General features: G+C 70.9%; 18 protein-coding genes. 3 read left to right on the top strand and 15 right to left on the bottom strand.

The window, feature by feature from the left end; all coding sequences use genetic code 11:
* Positions 1-11 precede the first annotated feature (11 nt).
* The 12 genes from BKD26_RS42005 to BKD26_RS14135 form a co-directional block, all read right to left on the bottom strand.
* The gene (locus BKD26_RS42005) at positions 12-281 is read right to left on the bottom strand and encodes a DNA cytosine methyltransferase (protein ID WP_277622381.1); all 270 of its coding nucleotides are present in this window, start codon (positions 279-281) and stop codon (positions 12-14) included.
* 10 nt (positions 282-291) lie between these two features.
* Positions 292-897, bottom strand: coding sequence for a hypothetical protein (locus BKD26_RS14185; protein WP_084898190.1), 606 nt, complete (start codon positions 895-897; stop codon positions 292-294).
* Complete coding sequence (locus BKD26_RS14180) at positions 894-2072, bottom strand: DnaB-like helicase N-terminal domain-containing protein (RefSeq protein ID WP_084898189.1); 1179 nt, start codon at positions 2070-2072, stop codon at positions 894-896. Before BKD26_RS14180 ends, BKD26_RS14185 begins: the two co-directional genes overlap by 4 nt.
* Positions 2069-2305, bottom strand: a complete 237-nt coding sequence (locus BKD26_RS14175; protein ID WP_084898188.1) for a hypothetical protein — start codon at positions 2303-2305, stop codon at positions 2069-2071. The genes BKD26_RS14180 and BKD26_RS14175 overlap by 4 nt, the downstream gene beginning before the upstream one ends.
* A gap of 102 nt (positions 2306-2407) precedes the next feature.
* Positions 2408-4201 (bottom strand): type IV secretory system conjugative DNA transfer family protein, encoded by a 1794-nt coding sequence (locus tag BKD26_RS14170; RefSeq protein ID WP_084898187.1) that lies wholly within the window; start codon positions 4199-4201, stop codon positions 2408-2410.
* A gap of 78 nt (positions 4202-4279) precedes the next feature.
* On the bottom strand, positions 4280-4717 hold the full coding sequence (locus BKD26_RS14165) for a hypothetical protein (protein ID WP_084898186.1): 438 nt from the start codon (positions 4715-4717) through the stop codon (positions 4280-4282).
* 29 nt (positions 4718-4746) lie between these two features.
* Complete coding sequence (locus BKD26_RS14160; protein ID WP_084898185.1) at positions 4747-5454, bottom strand: hypothetical protein; 708 nt, start codon at positions 5452-5454, stop codon at positions 4747-4749.
* Between the two features lie 14 nt (positions 5455-5468).
* Complete coding sequence (locus BKD26_RS14155; protein ID WP_084898184.1) at positions 5469-5966, bottom strand: hypothetical protein; 498 nt, start codon at positions 5964-5966, stop codon at positions 5469-5471.
* A gap of 34 nt (positions 5967-6000) precedes the next feature.
* Entirely contained in the window at positions 6001-6774 is a 774-nt protein-coding gene (locus BKD26_RS14150) for a hypothetical protein (RefSeq protein WP_084898183.1), read from the bottom strand.
* Positions 6775-6798: 24 nt separating this feature from the next.
* Positions 6799-7281, bottom strand: coding sequence for a hypothetical protein (locus BKD26_RS14145; protein WP_084898182.1), 483 nt, complete (start codon positions 7279-7281; stop codon positions 6799-6801).
* Between the two features lie 88 nt (positions 7282-7369).
* Positions 7370-8737 (bottom strand): hypothetical protein, encoded by a 1368-nt coding sequence (locus BKD26_RS14140; RefSeq protein ID WP_084898181.1) that lies wholly within the window; start codon positions 8735-8737, stop codon positions 7370-7372.
* Positions 8730-8921, bottom strand: a complete 192-nt coding sequence (locus BKD26_RS14135; protein ID WP_084898180.1) for a hypothetical protein — start codon at positions 8919-8921, stop codon at positions 8730-8732. The genes BKD26_RS14140 and BKD26_RS14135 overlap by 8 nt, the downstream gene beginning before the upstream one ends.
* A 275-nt stretch (positions 8922-9196) precedes the next feature.
* On the opposite strand from BKD26_RS14135, the gene BKD26_RS14130 reads away from it, so the two are divergent.
* The 3 genes from BKD26_RS14130 to BKD26_RS14120 are packed head-to-tail and all read left to right on the top strand — an operon-like array spanning position 9197 to position 12343.
* Positions 9197-10273, top strand: a complete 1077-nt coding sequence (locus tag BKD26_RS14130; RefSeq protein ID WP_084898179.1) for a tyrosine-type recombinase/integrase — start codon at positions 9197-9199, stop codon at positions 10271-10273.
* Between the two features lie 4 nt (positions 10274-10277).
* A complete protein-coding gene (locus tag BKD26_RS14125) occupies positions 10278-10601 on the top strand; it encodes a helix-turn-helix transcriptional regulator (RefSeq protein ID WP_084898178.1) in 324 nt (107 codons plus the stop codon).
* Complete coding sequence (locus BKD26_RS14120) at positions 10598-12343, top strand: hypothetical protein (protein ID WP_179166531.1); 1746 nt, start codon at positions 10598-10600, stop codon at positions 12341-12343. The genes BKD26_RS14125 and BKD26_RS14120 overlap by 4 nt, the downstream gene beginning before the upstream one ends.
* Positions 12344-12348: 5 nt before the next feature.
* On the opposite strand, the gene BKD26_RS14115 is transcribed toward BKD26_RS14120, so the two are convergent.
* From BKD26_RS14115 to BKD26_RS14105, 3 genes are read right to left on the bottom strand one after another with little or no spacing between them, the layout of a single operon-like run.
* Complete coding sequence (locus tag BKD26_RS14115) at positions 12349-13917, bottom strand: ATP-binding protein (RefSeq protein ID WP_084898177.1); 1569 nt, start codon at positions 13915-13917, stop codon at positions 12349-12351.
* 19 nt (positions 13918-13936) lie between these two features.
* On the bottom strand, positions 13937-14392 hold the full coding sequence (locus BKD26_RS14110; protein WP_084898176.1) for a DUF6238 family protein: 456 nt from the start codon (positions 14390-14392) through the stop codon (positions 13937-13939).
* Between the two features lie 44 nt (positions 14393-14436).
* Entirely contained in the window at positions 14437-15906 is a 1470-nt protein-coding gene (locus BKD26_RS14105) for an SCO6880 family protein (protein WP_084898175.1), read from the bottom strand.

Raw genomic sequence — 15906 nt, 5'->3', positions numbered from 1 at the left:
ACCGGGTGCCATCAGCCAGTCCGGCGCGACGGCCGGCGACCGAGACGTCTTTGACAGGGGAATCCAGCCGTCAGGACGCACACCTCCGGGACTTCGGCCCAGTTCACGGCCGTGATGTCGCCGAGGTTCGGCACGGACGGCCAGTGGCGGGACAGGATCCGGGCCGGGCCCGGATCGACCTCGGCATGCCAGGCGACCGTGCCGCCGAGGACGGCCTGCACGCCGAGATCCAGACCGCCGTACCCGGAGCACAGACTCCCGATCGACGGCTGGTGCGGCACCACCGGAAAGTCAGCGCACACGGCGGGACACCGGCATGTAGGCGAGACGGATCGGCTCGGTCGCGGGGAGCTTGGTCGATAGGCGGTAGATCGAGTTCTCTGGGCGTGCCGAGCGGCTCAGCGCGGCGAGGATACGAGGCGGCGTGCCATCGATCCGGTCGGCAGCGTGCCACAGAGTGACGCAGGCTTCCTGCAGCGAGTCCACGGTGAGGTCCAGCCGGTCCTGAGTGACGTTGAAAGCGGCCTGGCGGGCATCGCGAAGGTCCGCCGCCGTCGCTGGGGCTCCCGCGTACCTGCGCAGGAATCCGAGCTGCTTGAAGGCTTCGGTGTAGTTGGTCACGGCGCGTCCCGCGGGCGCGGACGCGCTGGTGTACGCGGCGATGACCGGGCAGAAGTCGAGTCCCGGGTCGTTGTCGTTGGCGCGGAAGAGGACTTCGTCGGACAGGTCCTTCACCAGCCCCGTCAGGGTGCCGAGCTGATGGGACGCGGTGACGAGGTCGGGCAGGGAGTTCGTTGTGTACGACCCGACGATCGCGTGGCGGGCCTCCTCGAACTCCCGGGCCACTGCGTACAGTTCGTCCCTCTCCAGGCCGGCGCGTCCGGTGTGGTCGGTCATGAGGGACTCCGGTGGTTGGGGCGTGCGGCAAGCGCGGGGCGTGCGACAGAGGGCGGTGGTCGGTGCGCTGTGGGGTCCGCGACGCGGCTGCGGGCGCGGGCGGCGTCGACGCGGGCGGCGGGTGGCGGCGCGCCGGGTCGGCTGACTGGTTGCCGTGGTTCTGGTTCGGCTTCGTGCGCATGGCGAAGGCGGCGGCCTACGTCGTCCAGCGGGCCGAGCGCGTGCATGGCGTAGCCGATGAGCTGACCGGGCGCGAGCGCGTCGCGGTCGGCCAGGGCGCTGACCTGTCGCGCAGCCGAGGCGGCAGTGCGGACGAGGGAGGCTTGGACGACCTGTTCGCCGAAGTGCTCGGCGGATCCACCCACGAGCGGATCACAGATCCGCCGCACTCGTTCGGCATCGAGCGTCCCATCGGCGAGAGCGCCGCGACGCTGGGTCTCCCACAGCACGGTCAGCTGGTCGATGGGTTCGCCCCGATGGTGCAGGGCTCCCAAGGCGCGGTAGATCTGCTGATGGCCTGGGTCGGCGAAGTCGCCGGGGCGGAGCCACCGCACCAGTCCGAGCAACTGCTCGGGGCGGGAGGCGAGGCAGCCGAGGAGGTACTCCTCGTCGGCCAGGACCTGCTCGCCCACCGGCTGAAGGCGCTCGGCCCGGGGCGCGTACGTGGCGGGCGGCTGCACGGGACGTGCCTCGGTGCCCCAGCCGCGAGCCAGGTCAGTGAGTACGGCGGTCAGGACCTGGGTGTGGTGCAGCGTCTCCTCCACCGTGCCGGCCCGGCCGTCGGCGAGTGCGGCCTGGTGGAGGCGGACCGCGTGCTGGGCCACACTCCGGTGGATGGCGCCCTCCAGGACCATCCGCCCGTACACCGAGGCATGGTCGGGGCGTGGGCACGCCGACGCGAGGGAGTGTAGGTACGAGGCGGTGAGCCCGCGGGTCCGCGTGTTCGCCTCCCGCAGGGTGTCGGTCACCCAGGCCAGCGGAACGGGATCGCCGGCCCCTGTGGCCGCTGCTGGATGGCCGCCGGCCTTGAGCTTGAGCATCGCGGCGTAGATCGCCGTGTGCGCGGGGCGGGAGAACTGTTCCGGTCGTAGCCAGGGCGAGAGCCGGTCGAGCTGGCCGGGCTCCAGGAGGACCGCGCCCAGTACGGCCTGCTCGGCGTGGACGAGCGGGGTCACGACCGCGCCTCGTGCGCGGCCTTGCTCTCGGAGCGGATCTCGGCGACCGCGCGGTCGGCCGCGGCCAGGTCGGCGGCGAAGCGGTCCAGTTCACCTGTGAACACGGGGTCCTGGGCGAGCAGGGACCCGGTGGGGGACACGAGCCACCAGTCGGCACCACGTCGTACGACGGGTGCGCCGGCGAGGCGTTCGGACCGACGGGACGAAGCCCAGGACGGGGCAGGGTGCGACATGGGAGTACCTCAAGAAGACGGGGCGAGAGCCCGGAGGGATGCGGGGCGGCTGGGGACGTGCGCCGTCGCGTCTCGCCGGCCGGGGGCCTGGAAGTACCGGGCTCATGCGGCCGGGCCGAAGTCGTCTCGGCGTAGGTTCTTGGCCAGCGCTCGCTCGGTGATCGCCGAGGTCGCCTTGGCGGACGCGCCGCCGAGCCGGTCGGCGTCCGGTTCCCGGTACCAGGGCTTGAGGGCGAGGAGCGCGGGGCGGATGCCGGTGGCCAGCAGCAACGCGGAGCCCTTGGGCAGTGCGCGGATCGCGTCAGCCGGGAGGACGCGCTCCTGGCGCATGGAGACCGACGTGGACTTGCCCGACTCGCTGGTGGACACCGAGACGGTACGGACGTCGTGGTCGCCCACCAGGCGGCTGAGCTTGTCCGCGAAGTCGGCATCGTCGATGCCCGAGCCGACGAGCTTGATCGTCGCGGCGGACCACAGGGCGTCCATCCCGGCCTCGCCCCAGACCCGGACGCCCTGGCGGTAGGACTGCAGGATCGTGATCGGGATGACGCCCCGGGAGCCGAGGTGCGAGTACAGGTCTGGCAAGTCGGCGATCTTGCACACGTTGGCGGCCTCGTCGAGGATCGCGAGCAGTGGAGCGTCGAGCCGCCCGCCGTCGCGTTCGGCCTGGATGACGGCCGCGCGCATCACTGCGTCGGCAGCGGCGGCGATGATCGCCGAGGCGGAGCCGCCGCCGTCCTTCGACAGCAGGAACAGGGTGTCCTTGCTGGTGGCGAACGCCTCCGGCTTGAACTCGCGGATCTTGCCGAGGCCGCTGGGCGGTGTGACCCATGCGGCGATGGCCGGGTCGAGCAGGCAACTCGCGTACTGCCGCGCCGTCTCGAAGATGCCATCGCGGGTTTCGACTGCGCCGGCCATAGTGCCCTGGAGCTGGGCGGCGACCGCGTCGAGGCCGGCGTCCTGGAGCAGGTCGATGGGGGTGCGGTCGGCGGGGGAGGCGAGCCAGGCCAGGACGTCGGTGATCGGACGATGGTCGCGGGCTGCGGCGAGGAACAGTGCGGTGAGCGTGTTCGCGGCGGCGGTGGACCAGAAGTCGCCCGCGCTCGACTCGTCCACGGAGGCGGTCACGAAGTGGCCTGCCAGACGGCGGGCCCCGGCGAGGTCGTGGGCGTCGGCGAGGACGTCCCACCACATCGTCTGTGGCGCGTGGGCGATCTGCTGCGGATCGAGCGTCCAGACCGTGCCTGCGTCGGCGCGGGCCGCGAGCGTGGCGGTGTAGGCATCGCGTGCGGCCTTGTTCGAGGTCAGCAGCACTGGTCCAGGCGCGCGCAGGATCGCCGGGATCGCCAGACCGGAGGTCTTCCCGGACCGGGGCGCCATGATCGCCAGGATCACGTCCTCCCACGAGGAGCGAACCTCGCGCGCACCGGGCGCGAGCGTGCCGAGCAGAACGCCGCGGTCGTCGGGTACGACGTCTTTGGGCCGGGTGCCCTTGAGGCTCGGACGAAGATCGATCGCCTTGGCCGCGATCTTCTTCGGCATCAGGTCGGCCAGATCGCGCTGATCGGCCAGCCCCTGGGGATTGCCGCGTAGCCGCAGCCACACCTTCACGCCGAGCAGCGCGGCGGCTAGGAGGACGAGTGCGGGCAGGACGTAGCAGGCGAGGAAGAGGGCGGGCTGTGCGAGGTGCGGCCAGACCTCATGGGGGTGCAGCAACGCTTCGGTCGGCTCGTACGGGGTCCAAGGGCCGGACATCGTGAGGGTGTTGGCGACGTTGCCGAACAACCAGGCCAAAGTCCCGGCGCCCATGCCGAGGGCGGCGACGGACAGCATCAGGTACAGCAGGAAGTCGGTGCCGGTGGTGGTCGAGGGCGTGCTGGTGCGTGCAGGAGACAAAGCGCGGTCCCGATACGTGGTGCGAGAGGAATGGTGTGCGGGGGCCGACGGGATCTTCTGGTGATCACGAGGGGGCTCCTAGCGGCTGCGGTGGACGGAGGCGGAGGGAGCCGCGGGCGCGGCCGGGGCCGTGGTGTCCGGGCCTGCCGGTGGCGTGACCGCATTGGCGGTCGGCGAGGATGACGTGGCCGCGCCGCTGATCCGGTGTCGCCGCACCTCGTCGAGCGCGTCAGAGAGCGCCTCATCGGAGATCAGGTCCTCGGCGACGTTCGCGTCGAAGCCCCGGGCGCGGAGCAGGCACGCGGCGCGCGTGGCCCGCTGCTTCTGCTCCTTCTCCGACAGGCCGTCGGGTAGCTGGTGCCAGACGTAGTGCGGCGGAACGTTCTTCTCCACGAAGCCGCACGCGACGAGCACCTCGTGGGCACGCCGATCGCCGCAGTCGGCGATCACCTCGGTGCTGAACGGCTTGCGGTAGATCTCGGCGTCGGTTCCGTACTCTTCGTGCCGGAAGGACATGAAACGGCCTCTCTGGTGAAGGGGATTGGTCAGCGCTTCCGGTTCGGCCTGGACGCCGATGGTGGAGTGGCAGTAGATGCCTCGGGTGCGGCGGCGGGCGCTCCGGTCCGCCTGGTGGTCGGGGCGGTCGCGTAGTAGTCGGCGACCCGCGCCTGCCAGCCTGGCTTCGCTGGACGATCGAGTGCCCGCAGCCGGTCGGCGGCGACGTGCAGGTCCTCGCCGACGGAGGTGAGCTTCGCGGCGGCTTCCGCGAACTCGTATGACAGATCCCAACCGACGTCGGTCTCGGATGCCTTGGCCTGCTCGGCGGCGGCTTCGAAGAACTCGCTGAGGCGGACGAGCACACCATCGAGGGGGTCGAGGACGTGCTCCGTGAGCTCGGCGGCCGTGTCGTACGCCTCGGCGCCGTTGAGCTCGTCGGTCGGCAGCAGGATCTGATGCCCGTGGACGCGTTTGCCCTGGGGGTCGGAGGGCGTGGTGAAGGGGCCGACGCGCAGATCGGGGCCGAGGCCGACGCGGTAGCCGGCGGCGGTGAGCATGGTGGCCGCGTGGCTGGCCATCTGGTTCTCGCGGGCTTCGCCCATGTCCCAGGGCAGGCGGTACCAGAAGGACCGAGGCGTCGTTTCGATAACGAAGCCCGCGCGCTTGAGGAGAGTGAAGGCGAGTTCGTCTCCACCTTCGGCGGTGACGTTGCCGGTCGGATGGCGTGTGATGACGACGTCGGGTGGGGTGGGCATCGTAGGGGTTCCATTCAGAAGTGGGGGTTCTCGGTCGGCCGGTCGCTCGAGGAGGCGGCTTCCAGCAGCTCGGGCAGGTCCGCGGGGTCGGCGTCGCGCTGGTCAAGCCACCAGCCGGCGCGGGTCAGGGGCCGTACGGCGTCCTCGATGGCCTCCCACTCCGCCGCACTCGTCGTCCCCTCGACGACGAGCGCGGTGTACGCGGCGGACACGAGCTGCCGACGACAACGGGTGGCCCAGGCGACCGCGCGGTCGGTGCCGTCCAGCGGGGGCATGCGGTACTGCTCGGACCACGCCTCGGCCTCGGCCTGGTCGGTCGCCCGCTGCTTCGCGAGCCACTCGACCTTGGTCTTGATGTCCTCCTCGCGGGAGGCCCGCCAGCAGCCAGAGCAGTCCCGGCTGGCGAGCCAGCGGGCATAGCTGGCACGGCGGTCGGCCGGACGGTCGGACAGATCGGACTCGACGGTGTGACCGCAGGCGTGGTCGATGGTCCAGAACTTCTTCACGGCCATGAGCCGGACTCCTTGAACGTCGAGAAAGGGAGGATCAGCGCGTACGACTCGGGGCGGTCGGCGCGGCCTGGGAGCGGGGCACTGCCTCGTCCTGATGCTTCAGGGCAGTGGCCGGGCGGTTGGGGGAGGACGCCACGGCGGCGCGCGCTCGCGTGGTGTGCGTGACCCGGAGCCACTCTTGCCGGTCCGGCAGCGGCACCTCGGCCAGGGGAGGGGCGTTCTCCGGAGTCGCGTCGGGCATGACGGCGAGTTCGAGCTGGGCTCCGAGGAGTTGATCGCCGAGGAAGGCGACGTGATGGGCGATGTTGCGTAGGTGAAGGCCCAGTTCGTGTCCATTGGGGGTGTCGAGCCGCTCGCACCAGGCGGCGGCCGTGTCGATGAACTCCTCCAGGTCGAGCACGACGCCGTGGTGCTCGTCGAGGATCTCGCCCAGGACCTCGGAGACGTCCGCCGCGCGGCGGAGCTCGTGCAGTTCGCCGGTCAACGCGGTCAGTGACTGGCCTGGCTGCGTCGCCCGCGCCGCGACTCCGTCCGGAGTCGGGACGGGCGGCGGAATCACGATCCTGGGATCGGCTGCGACGGAGAGACCGGCATCCTGGAAGTCCCGGGTCGCCCGGGCCACAGTCCGCACCGCCGTGTTGTGGGGAGTGCCGTCCGGCAGCAGGTAGACGTCGAGGTACTCGCTGTAGCGGAAGTGGTGCTTGCGCAGGACCTCGTCCAGGAACGGGCGGTCATCCGTGACGGCGGCGGCCACCCCGAAGTCGGGGTGCATCCCGAAGGCGACGTCCAGTTCGAGTCGCAGAGTCATCGCGAGGGCTCCTTCGTGTGCGGTCTAGCGGGTGCGGACCGGCTGCGGGGCGGAGGGGGCAGGGCGGTAATCGACCGCGACGGCGGGCTGCCGCGTCGCAGGCAGTCCGGCCCGGGCCGGAGAGACGGCGGTGGCGGCCTGGGACCTGCGCTGCTGGGCCGAGGCCGACGCGGCTTCCCCAACCGTCGGGACCGCCGGGGCGGAAGGTTTCTCCAGTCGTTCGAGGAGACGCCGGCCCGTGCCGAGCCGGGTATAGGGCTGGAGGTTGTATGCGACGTCGGAAGTGACGCTGTACTGCGCGGCCCGCAAGGACTGGACCGCCTGCGACCCACGTCGTGCAGGGTCACGGTGCGGATCGGTCAGGCCGTACAGCGTGCTGCCGGGCAGTCGCTCGAAGCCGACGAGCCGCAGGATGTGTTCGGCGACGTGGTTGTCGTGCGACGTCGCCGCCACAACGCCGTACCGGTCGTGGTGGCCGACGGTGATGTGCGGGCGGGTTTCCGCCACGAAGATGCACCTCGCAGAGGTCGGGGCCATGCGGAGGACGAGGATGCGGCCGGAAGCCGGATTTGGTGTGGCCGGAGATCCGCGCTAGTCAGCGGGTTCGCGGTGGCCTGCTGGAGTTGAAGAAGCGGATGGCCGGCGGACCGGCGTTCGTCTCGATCGCCGTGGTGATCTGGCGAGCGGCGTGCGGTGACCAGGCGCGGGCGGCCTCGGCCCGTACCGACCGGGCCGGCCGCACACGGAGGGGGCGGGGCGGTGGTGTGGGCAGTGCCTTCTCGGCTCGCGCCATGTCGACGAGGACGCCGGCGTTGTCCGTCCAGGTCAGGGCGTAGTGCCAGCCCTCGGCGTTGCGCATGCTCACGGCGTCCGCGAAGACCGCCTTGGAGCGCGGGTGGTCGGGCAGCAGTGCTTCGGCGACCACCTGGAATTCCGCCTGTACGCGGGTGCCGCCCGTCAGCGCCTCGCGCAGGCTCCGAAGCCGGTACGTCCAGTGCCCGGCCGCACGCTCGGCGGGGTCAAGGAGCGGAAGGGCCTGTTCGGCGTGCGCGACCAGGGCGGGACCGTGCTCGAGGAAGGGAGCGAACTGCACCCACATCTCCGCGTCCCGCACCTGCTGGCGCAGGCCGTACCGCTCGTCGAGCGGCCAGTGATCGGCATCGCACAGGCTGTCCGAGACCGCGTCCCATTCGGCCAGGACGCGCTGGCCGGCAGCCACCGACTTGGCGACCTGACTGAGCCGGGTCTCGCGGACGGCCTCCTGGTACCGGGGCAGCAGGCGGTTTGTCACTCGGGAGGCCGCTCGCACAGGGTCGTTGCTCACGACGATGCCGTTGGGTGTCTTGGTGGTCGTGTCGACCCCGGTGCCTCGTGGCTCGAACGCGGCGACGAGGAACTCGTGCTTGCGCAGGGGGCGGTCGGTGATCAGGAGCTCGATGCCCGAGTCACTGGTGAGCACCGCGCTTCGACGCGGGGTGAATTCGGAGAGGACCCAGCTCACGTGTCCGTAGTCCCAGACCCGTTCGCTGAGCGGGATCTGGCCTTCGTCCGCCGCCTGATGCTCGTGGCGGGCGACAGTCCAGGAGCCGGGGAGCCGGGCCGACAGCTCCTCGGTGAACTCCGCGAGATCGGCCCGCGCGTCCGGCTGGCGCGGTGACGGGGCCGACTGGTGCCCGGGCTCTGAACCACGCGGCGGCGCCAGGTTCGTGGGCACAGCTTCGTCAAGCGAGGCGTCGTCGATGGCGACGTAGTGGCTGGCCACGGTGTCGTAGAGCTGCTGGAGCGTCGCTCGGACCTCGTCCGGATGGTTGTCGCCGAGGACATAGGCGAAGTCGGGATGCCCGGTAGAGAAACCGGCATCGAGCAACAGCCGGTGCGCGGAGCCGAAGTCGTCGTTGACGGTGGAGGCGGTGAGTCCGAGCTGCGGGTGCTTGCCCAGCGTGATCCAGGCCAGCTCAGCCACAGCGGGTCTCGCCCTCGTCGTGCACGTCAGGGCGTCGGTCGGTACCTCGTCGCGTCGCGTCCACGGGATCGGGCGGGATGGTGACCACGGAGGCGCGGCCGTGCGCGGTGTGGGCGCGGGCGGCGTCGGCGTAGAGCTGGACGAGGCGGCGCAGGCCGCGACGGATCGTGCGCTTCAGATGCATGGTGGGGCGACTTCCAGTGCGGAGGGCGTGATGTGACGACGGGGGAGGGGAGCCGGGGCGGGCCGGCTCCCCCGGGGGGATGGCGTGAACGGGAGCGGACGGCTCATGTCTGTAGGCCGCTGAGTTCGTTCAGGGCTGGGGGCGGTGGGAGTGGGCTGCAGGCCAGGTGGCATGGGATGCCCAGCCTGGATGGGGAACTTTGATGGTTCGTCGGAAATCCTGAAGTTCTGCCAGTAATCTCGACTCAGTCGTTGTCTCGCTGAACTGAGCGGCCCATGGCACTGGCAGTCATCCGGAACATCTCCTCGGCTCGCGCGCTGCGGACGCAGCGCGACGTCGAGGACTTCGAGCAAGAGATCGTTGATCAGTTCGCGCTGTCCATGGCTGCGGCCAACCTGACCGACAGTCACATCGGCAACGCGCGGACGGCCATCTTCGAGTTCGCACAGGCCCTCAGCGGCCCGCTGTGGACTGCATCGTGCGACGACGCCGACCGCTTCCTGACGAGTCAGCGTCTGGAGGGGCGGGCCCACAGCACGCGGGCGGGCAAGGCCGGCATGCTCGCCCACTTCTACGACTTCGTGATCAGCCGGTACCAGGGCGACATCCACGCCTTGACCGGCTCCGTGGTCCAGCAGCCGATCGACGAGTACAACCGTCCCAGGAGTCCGGTCTTCGCCAACCTGCGGATCCCGCCCTCCGACGCGGAGGTCGATCAGCTCTTCGGGCAGTGGCGGACGTCGGTCGCCGAGGCCCGCAAGTACCTGCCGGCCGCCCGGAACTACTTCGCGGCCTCGCTGTGGCGCCGCCTGGGGCTGCGGATCAACGAGGCACGCATGCTCGACATCCGCGACTGGCGCCCCGACCTGGGTACGTTCGGCAAGCTCCACGTCCGCCACGGCAAGGGCAGCCGTGGCCGCGGGCCCAAGCCCCGGCTGGTCCCGGCGATCAACGGTGCAGACCGCCTGATCGACTGGTGGCTCACCGACGTACGCCATCAGTTCGGACCCGACTGGGCCCATCCCGACGCCCCGCTGCTGCCCAGCGAACGCCGCGACGAGCTCACCAGGAACTGTACGCGGATCAACCACAGTTCCCTGCGTGCCGGCTTGGCTGGCGCGACCGAGTTGTGGCTGCCGGCCTGGGCGGGAAGGCTCACGCCCCATGTCCTGCGGCATTACTGTGCCTCCTCTCTCTACGGGGACGGGATGGATCTGAAGGCTCTGCAAGAACTCCTCGGCCACGAGTGGTTGTCGACGACCACGCGCTACATCCACGTCCACAGCGAGCACGTCGAGAGAGCCTGGATGAGTGCGAACGAGCGGCTCGAAGCACGTCTGGGAGAGGTGTGAACCCGTGCAGTGGAACCTGCGGCTGAAGGCCGCCGAGCGCGGCATCTGGAAGTCCACCGAGATGCGCCGACTCCTGGCGGAGGCCGGGCTCGAGATCAGTGCGGGCAAGATGTCGGCGCTGTGGACCGGCACACCGACCTCGATCCGCCTGGACGACCTGGACGTGATCTGTGCGGTCCTGGACTGCGATCCGACCGCGCTGCTGATCCGCGAACCGGAGAAGGTCGCGGCCCGCCGGCCGCCGCAGCAGGACAGCGCCGCGGCCTCCGACGCGGGTCCGGTCGTCGCGCCGCGGTTCGGCCGTCCGCGCTCGCAGCCGCCGCTATGAGCACCCCACCGCCCCCGAAGTGCGCGGTGTGCCAGGTCAACCGCGTCGCCTGGACCAAGCCGAGGATGGACTTCTGCTACTTCTGCCTTCCCGGCGGACCGATCACACCGCCGCCGTGCCGGGCCTGCGACAGCCTGGACTACTTCAGCCAGGGACTGTGCATCCGCTGCCATCCCGGAGCCCCGCTCCACGTCGGCTCCTGCCGGGGCTGTCTGGCCTGGGGCGTTTACCGCTCCAACAGCTGGCAGTGCTGGAGCTGCCGCTGGTGGTTCACCCACTATCCCGTCGACGCCTGCGAGTTCTGCGGGCGCGAGAGCCGGATCAACGGCCAGGGCGCCTGCCGGCTGTGCTGGGAGAACGCCCGACTGCATCAGCAACCTGGCCGGGCCCCCAACCTGGAGACCTCCAACCATCACGGGCAGCAGCTCTTCCTCGCCAACCTCCAGTACGACAAGACCGGAGCCGCCCGGCGGCGGGCCGCCCGAGCTCGCGAGCTGCACATGAATCGGCCGCCGGCGCTGCCCCGGACCATCACCGACGCACGCCAGCTGCTGCTGTTCCGCATGCCTCCCGGCCAGGGTGCCATCAAGGACCGAGCGTTGACCGGCGACTCCAGGCTGCTGCGATACTGCGAGCCCGTCCTGCGCGACCATGCCGAGCGGCACGCGTGGACGCGACGCCAGACCAACAGCGTCGTCCACACGCTCAAACTGCTGGATGCTCTGCAGGACTGGCCGGGCGCGAAGATCCTGGCCAGCGACGTCGCCGCCAGCATCCGGTACGGCGGCACCCAGACCTCGACATTGGAGATCCTCGCCGCCGCTGGCCTCCTGGTCGACGACCGGATCACGGCCGTCGAGCGGTACTTCGCGAAGAAGACCACCGGCCTGCCCCTGGAGATGGCCGGGCAACTGCAGCTGTGGTTCGGCATCATGCTGAAGGGCAGTGCCACCGCCCCGCGGCGACGTCCCCGCCACGAGCAGACCATTCACCTCCACATCCAGGGCATGGCCCCGATCTGGCATCGATGGGCCGACCAGGGACACGCCTCGCTCGCCGAGATCAGCAGACAGGACTTCATCGAGGCACTTCCGCCCGAAGGGGCCAACCGCCTCTTCGCCGATCAGGGCCTTCGCTCGCTCTTCGCCATCCTCAAGGCCCGCAAGAAGGTCTTCACCAACCCCACCAGAGGTGTCCCTGTCGCCCGAAGCAACATCACCATCCCCACGCCTCTCGACACCGCGAAGATCCGCGACGCGCTCAACTCGCCCGACATCACCGTTGCCCTGGCCGTCGCGCTGGTCGCCTTCCACGGACTCACCGGCCCGCAACTCGCCGCGATCCAGCTCACGGACATCAGCGACGGCAAACTCACCCTCGGAGAGAAGATCATTCCGCTCGCAGGGCCGGTCCTGACCCGACTCACCGGCTACCTCGACCACCGGGCACGGACCTGGCCCAGCACCCTGAACCCCCACCTGATCATCAACCGCAAGACCGCCCCGCGGACCACTCCCACCAGCAAGCTCTACGCCTGGCGGAGCCTCGGTGTGAAACCACAGGCTCTCCGCGAGGACCGCATCCTTCAGGAGATCTTCGCGACCGGCGGCGACGTCCGCCGCATCTGCGACTTTTTCGGCATCGGAATCGACGCGGCCATGCGTTACACCCTGGCCCTCGCCAAGGCCGACCCCGAAACCGAGTCCGAGCGGTTGCCGACTGGAACTCAGGACCTCACCTAGACTCATCACCGCACCTCACGGCGCCGGACGGGCACCAACGGCGCTTCAGTTTTCGTGAACTCGGCGCTTTTGGTATGCATCCGGGCGTCCGTGTCGAACAGCTCACGCTCGTGCGGGTGGAGCAGATGTTGAGTGATGAACGACCGGCTCGCGACTTTCCACAGGCCGCGCCCCTTGGTGAGGGCGGAGACGGCCTGGGTCTCGACGCCGGTAAGGCCCAGCAGGGCGGCAGCGGAACCGAGTTGGTCGGCTTCCTGGCGGTAGATGATGCGGGTGGAGCAGTCAGTGAGAAGGCCCTCGGCGAGCGCGCGGCCCCGGGAGCCGGCGTCGCCCGCGGTGAGCAGGTCGCTGAGGCGGTGGATCACCATCATGTTGGCGATGCCGAGTCCTCGGCTGAGCTTCCACTGGCTCTGCATGCGTTCCAACAGGGCCACGTGGCGCATCACGCGCCATGCCTCGTCGTAGATCACCCAGCGTCGGCCGCCGGTGGGGTCGGCGAGCGCGGACTCCATCCACGCGGAGGCGCAGGTCATCGCCAGGACGAGCGCGGTGTCGTCGCCGGCGCCGCCGAGCCGGGACAGGTCGATGGAGAGCATCGGCGCGGCCGGGTCGAAAGCGACGGTGCTCGGCGCGTCGAACATGCCGGCCAGGTCGCCGTGCACGAGGCGTCGAAGCGCGTGGGCCAGGTCCTCGGCCGCCCGCCCGAGGCGTCCGGACAGGTCACCGAGCGCGACGTCGAGCCGCTCGGGCGATCCGAGTACGTACGCCACGTCACCGAGCAGCGGGGTGGTCCCGGCTGCTTCGGCGCGTGCGACGGCGTGGTCGAGTGCCACGTCCAGGGCAGTGTGCTCCATGGGGTGCAGGTCGCGCCGCAGGACCGTCTTCGCGAGCGAGCCGAGGAGAAGCAGGCGCCGCTTGCGGACCTCGCCCGCCCAGTCTTCCTGGCTGACGCCGTATGGCTGGGCGGGAGCGTCCAGCGGATTCAGCCGGCCGGGAAGGCCGGGGCCCAGCGCGATGGTCTGCCCGCCCAGGGCCTGCGCGACCACGGTCCATTCGCCCTTGGGGTCGCAGGGCACGTAGATGCGGTAGCCGAAGGCCACGGCGCGTACGGCGAGGGACTTGGCCAGGGCGGACTTGCCCATGCCGATGACACCGGCGAGCAGGATGTTCGGATTCGTGAAGCCGTCGAGCCGCCCGTAGAGCGCGAACGGGTCGTAGGTGAAGGCGGCTTCGGCGTGCACGTCGCGGCCGACGTAGATGCCCTGGGCGCCCAGTCCGCCCTCGGCGAGGAAGGGGTAGGCGCCGGACGCGGTGGCGGTGGTCATCCGGTGGGCGGGGAGTTTGAGACGGCCGCCGCGAGTGGAGGCGGGACCGGGGCGGCCAGCGGCCGGGTAGGTGGCGCGCAGCTCGGGATCGATGCCGGTCTCGACGCGGCGCGCTTCGGGCCGGGCGGCGTGGCGGGCCTTGTCGCGGGCGGCGGCGAACTGGTCGCGGGCGGCGCGGGCCGTGCGGCGGTCGGTCTTGCGGGGGACGAACAGCGGGCTGGCGCTGGCGCGGGTGGTTCGGGTGTGCATGGCGGTGGTGCTCCGGTGGTCAGTGGCGGGTGAGGCCGGTGAAGGGGTCGCGCAGGTCGGCCGGGGTGTGGTCACGGCGGACGCGGGCGGCGGTGGCCAGGTGGCGCTGGCACACGGTGAGGTCGGGGGCGCCCTCGGGCAGACGGGCCCGGCACGCCTCGCGCGTGGGGAGGCGGCCGGTGACCGGCTGCGGGGCCGCGTGGTAGGCGGCGTGGAGGTGCTCGGCTGCCTGCCACAGCCGGATGCGGCAGGCCCTCAGGTGGTCACCTTCGGCGGCGGCCACGGGAGAGGTCCGCGCGGTGTGCGCGTCCAGCAGCCCGTACAGGGCGACCAGGTGGGTGTGCAGGGAGTCCAGTTCGGTGCGGCTGGCGGCGACCGGGGCGACGGGCATGTTGAGGGCCCGGTGGAAGTCGAGTGCGGCGGTGGCGAACGGGACGAAGTCCGGAGCTAGTTCGGGCAGGGGCTCGGTCGGCATGGGGGTGCCCTTCGGTAGAGCGCGGTCGGTGGTGCTTGGCTGCGCTACGGGCGGGCGAGCGGCAGGGCGGCGTTGGTGAAGGCTTCGGCCTGCTGCCAGGTCAGCAGGCGCAGGTCGACGAGGGCGGCGACGGCCGCGGTCTCGATGGCGGCGCAGGCGGCGTTGAGTTCTTCGCTGGTGTCCGCGCTCACGGTGAGCAGGCCGGTGAGTGCGACATCGGCGTGTCCGGCGATGAGCTGGCGCTCGCGCTGCTTGATGTCGGCGTACTCGACCGAGTCCTCCTCGGAGTCGACCTGGCCCTTGCGGGCCCGCTCGGCGGCGTCCGCGATCACGGTGGCCTTCTTGCGCTGTACGTCCTTGAGGGCGGCGTCCAGTCCCTTGGGCTCGTAGGTCAGCGAGAGGGTGCGGCGCACGCCGGTGGTGAACAGGAGCTGGTGGAGGAAGCCGGGGCTGGTCTCGATGCGCGGCCAGTTCTCGATCCAGAAGGTGGCGTGGTGGGCGGAGTCGGTCTGGATTCGGTCGGCCTTCTCGACGAGGACGACCGGCCCGGCGGCAGCGGGGTCGGCCTGCGGACGGCCCGAGGCGGACCACCGGTCGAGGGCGGGCGACGCCTTGGGGTCGTAGGCGGTGCGGATCACGGCGGCGATCTCGTGCGCGGGCAGCCAGCCCCCGGGCATCAGGCCGGAGGTACGGGCGGACTGGTCGAAAGTCGAGGCGAGCTGGCCCAGAACGGCGAAGGCACCCGTGAGCCCGCCGCCGGCCTGGTTGACCAGGCGCCGGGCCGCCTTGAGATCGAGGGCGAGAGCGACGTACGCCTCGTGGGGTGCGGCGGCAGGGCCGGCGGCGGCCAGCAGGTCGCCGTAGATCGGTCCGGCGAGCGGGGCCTGGGCATTTCCGTGCTCGTGCCAATAGCGGTTGAGCGCATCGCCGGAGTCGGGGACAGTGCGCTCCAGGACCTGGACGCGGGCGATGTGCCCGGTGCGTGCGAGCGCGGCCAGGGTGCGGCCCCAGCCGGAAACATTGCCGGTCTGGGTGGCGGGGTCGAGCAGGGCGAAGGCACGGGAGGAGACCTTCACCACGGCGGTCAAGGTGGCCTGGTGCGGATCGTGAACCGCGCCGAGGTGGCCGTCCGGCGAGGTGACCACCCGCAGGGACGCGGCCGTGCCGGGCAGGTGGAGAAGACCTTCTCGCCGCGGTCGGCGGGAGGGGCGGGTGAGCCAGATCAGCTGACCGCGGAAGCGACGGAGCGCGTATCGGGTCGCGATCGGGGCCCAGTCGGCGAGCGCGCGCCCGCGGTGGCGGACGAAGACCGCCGCGAGGACGAGGGCCCACAGAGGTACGAGCTTGAGTGCCCCCGTCACGCCGGAGGTGAGCAGCACCCCGAGCAGGAGCAGACCGCAGGCCGCGACGGCGATCAGCTGAGGGGCCGAGAGGCCGAGCAGCACGCCCCGGCGCGAGCGGTGAGGGAACTTGACCGTGGCCGGACCATCAGGGTGGGAAGCGTCAGGGAGCAT

The organism is Streptomyces sp. CB03238 (assembly GCF_002099185.1).
In the GTDB taxonomy this organism is placed as follows: Bacteria; Actinomycetota; Actinomycetes; order Streptomycetales; family Streptomycetaceae; genus Streptomyces.
Note: the sequence above shows the minus strand (reverse complement) of the source record. Positions and strands in the feature narration are given on the sequence as shown.

Bases quoted from the DNA above. Each gene is read 5' to 3' on its own strand.
- BKD26_RS14185 (WP_084898190.1), bottom strand. From the start codon at position 897: ATGACCGACCACACCGGACGCGCCGGCCTGGAGAGGGACGAACTGTAC.
- BKD26_RS14175 (WP_084898188.1), bottom strand. From the start codon at position 2,305: ATGTCGCACCCTGCCCCGTCCTGGGCTTCGTCCCGTCGGTCCGAACGC.
- BKD26_RS14165 (WP_084898186.1), bottom strand. From the start codon at position 4,717: ATGTCCTTCCGGCACGAAGAGTACGGAACCGACGCCGAGATCTACCGC.
- BKD26_RS14160 (WP_084898185.1), bottom strand. From the start codon at position 5,454: ATGCCCACCCCACCCGACGTCGTCATCACACGCCATCCGACCGGCAAC.
- BKD26_RS14155 (WP_084898184.1), bottom strand. From the start codon at position 5,966: ATGGCCGTGAAGAAGTTCTGGACCATCGACCACGCCTGCGGTCACACC.
- BKD26_RS14150 (WP_084898183.1), bottom strand. From the start codon at position 6,774: ATGACTCTGCGACTCGAACTGGACGTCGCCTTCGGGATGCACCCCGAC.
- BKD26_RS14135 (WP_084898180.1), bottom strand. From the start codon at position 8,921: ATGCATCTGAAGCGCACGATCCGTCGCGGCCTGCGCCGCCTCGTCCAG.
- BKD26_RS14130 (WP_084898179.1), top strand. From the start codon at position 9,197: ATGGCACTGGCAGTCATCCGGAACATCTCCTCGGCTCGCGCGCTGCGG.
- BKD26_RS14120 (WP_179166531.1), top strand. From the start codon at position 10,598: ATGAGCACCCCACCGCCCCCGAAGTGCGCGGTGTGCCAGGTCAACCGC.
- BKD26_RS14115 (WP_084898177.1), bottom strand. From the start codon at position 13,917: ATGCACACCCGAACCACCCGCGCCAGCGCCAGCCCGCTGTTCGTCCCC.
- BKD26_RS14110 (WP_084898176.1), bottom strand. From the start codon at position 14,392: ATGCCGACCGAGCCCCTGCCCGAACTAGCTCCGGACTTCGTCCCGTTC.
- BKD26_RS14105 (WP_084898175.1), bottom strand. From the start codon at position 15,906: ATGCTCCCTGACGCTTCCCACCCTGATGGTCCGGCCACGGTCAAGTTC.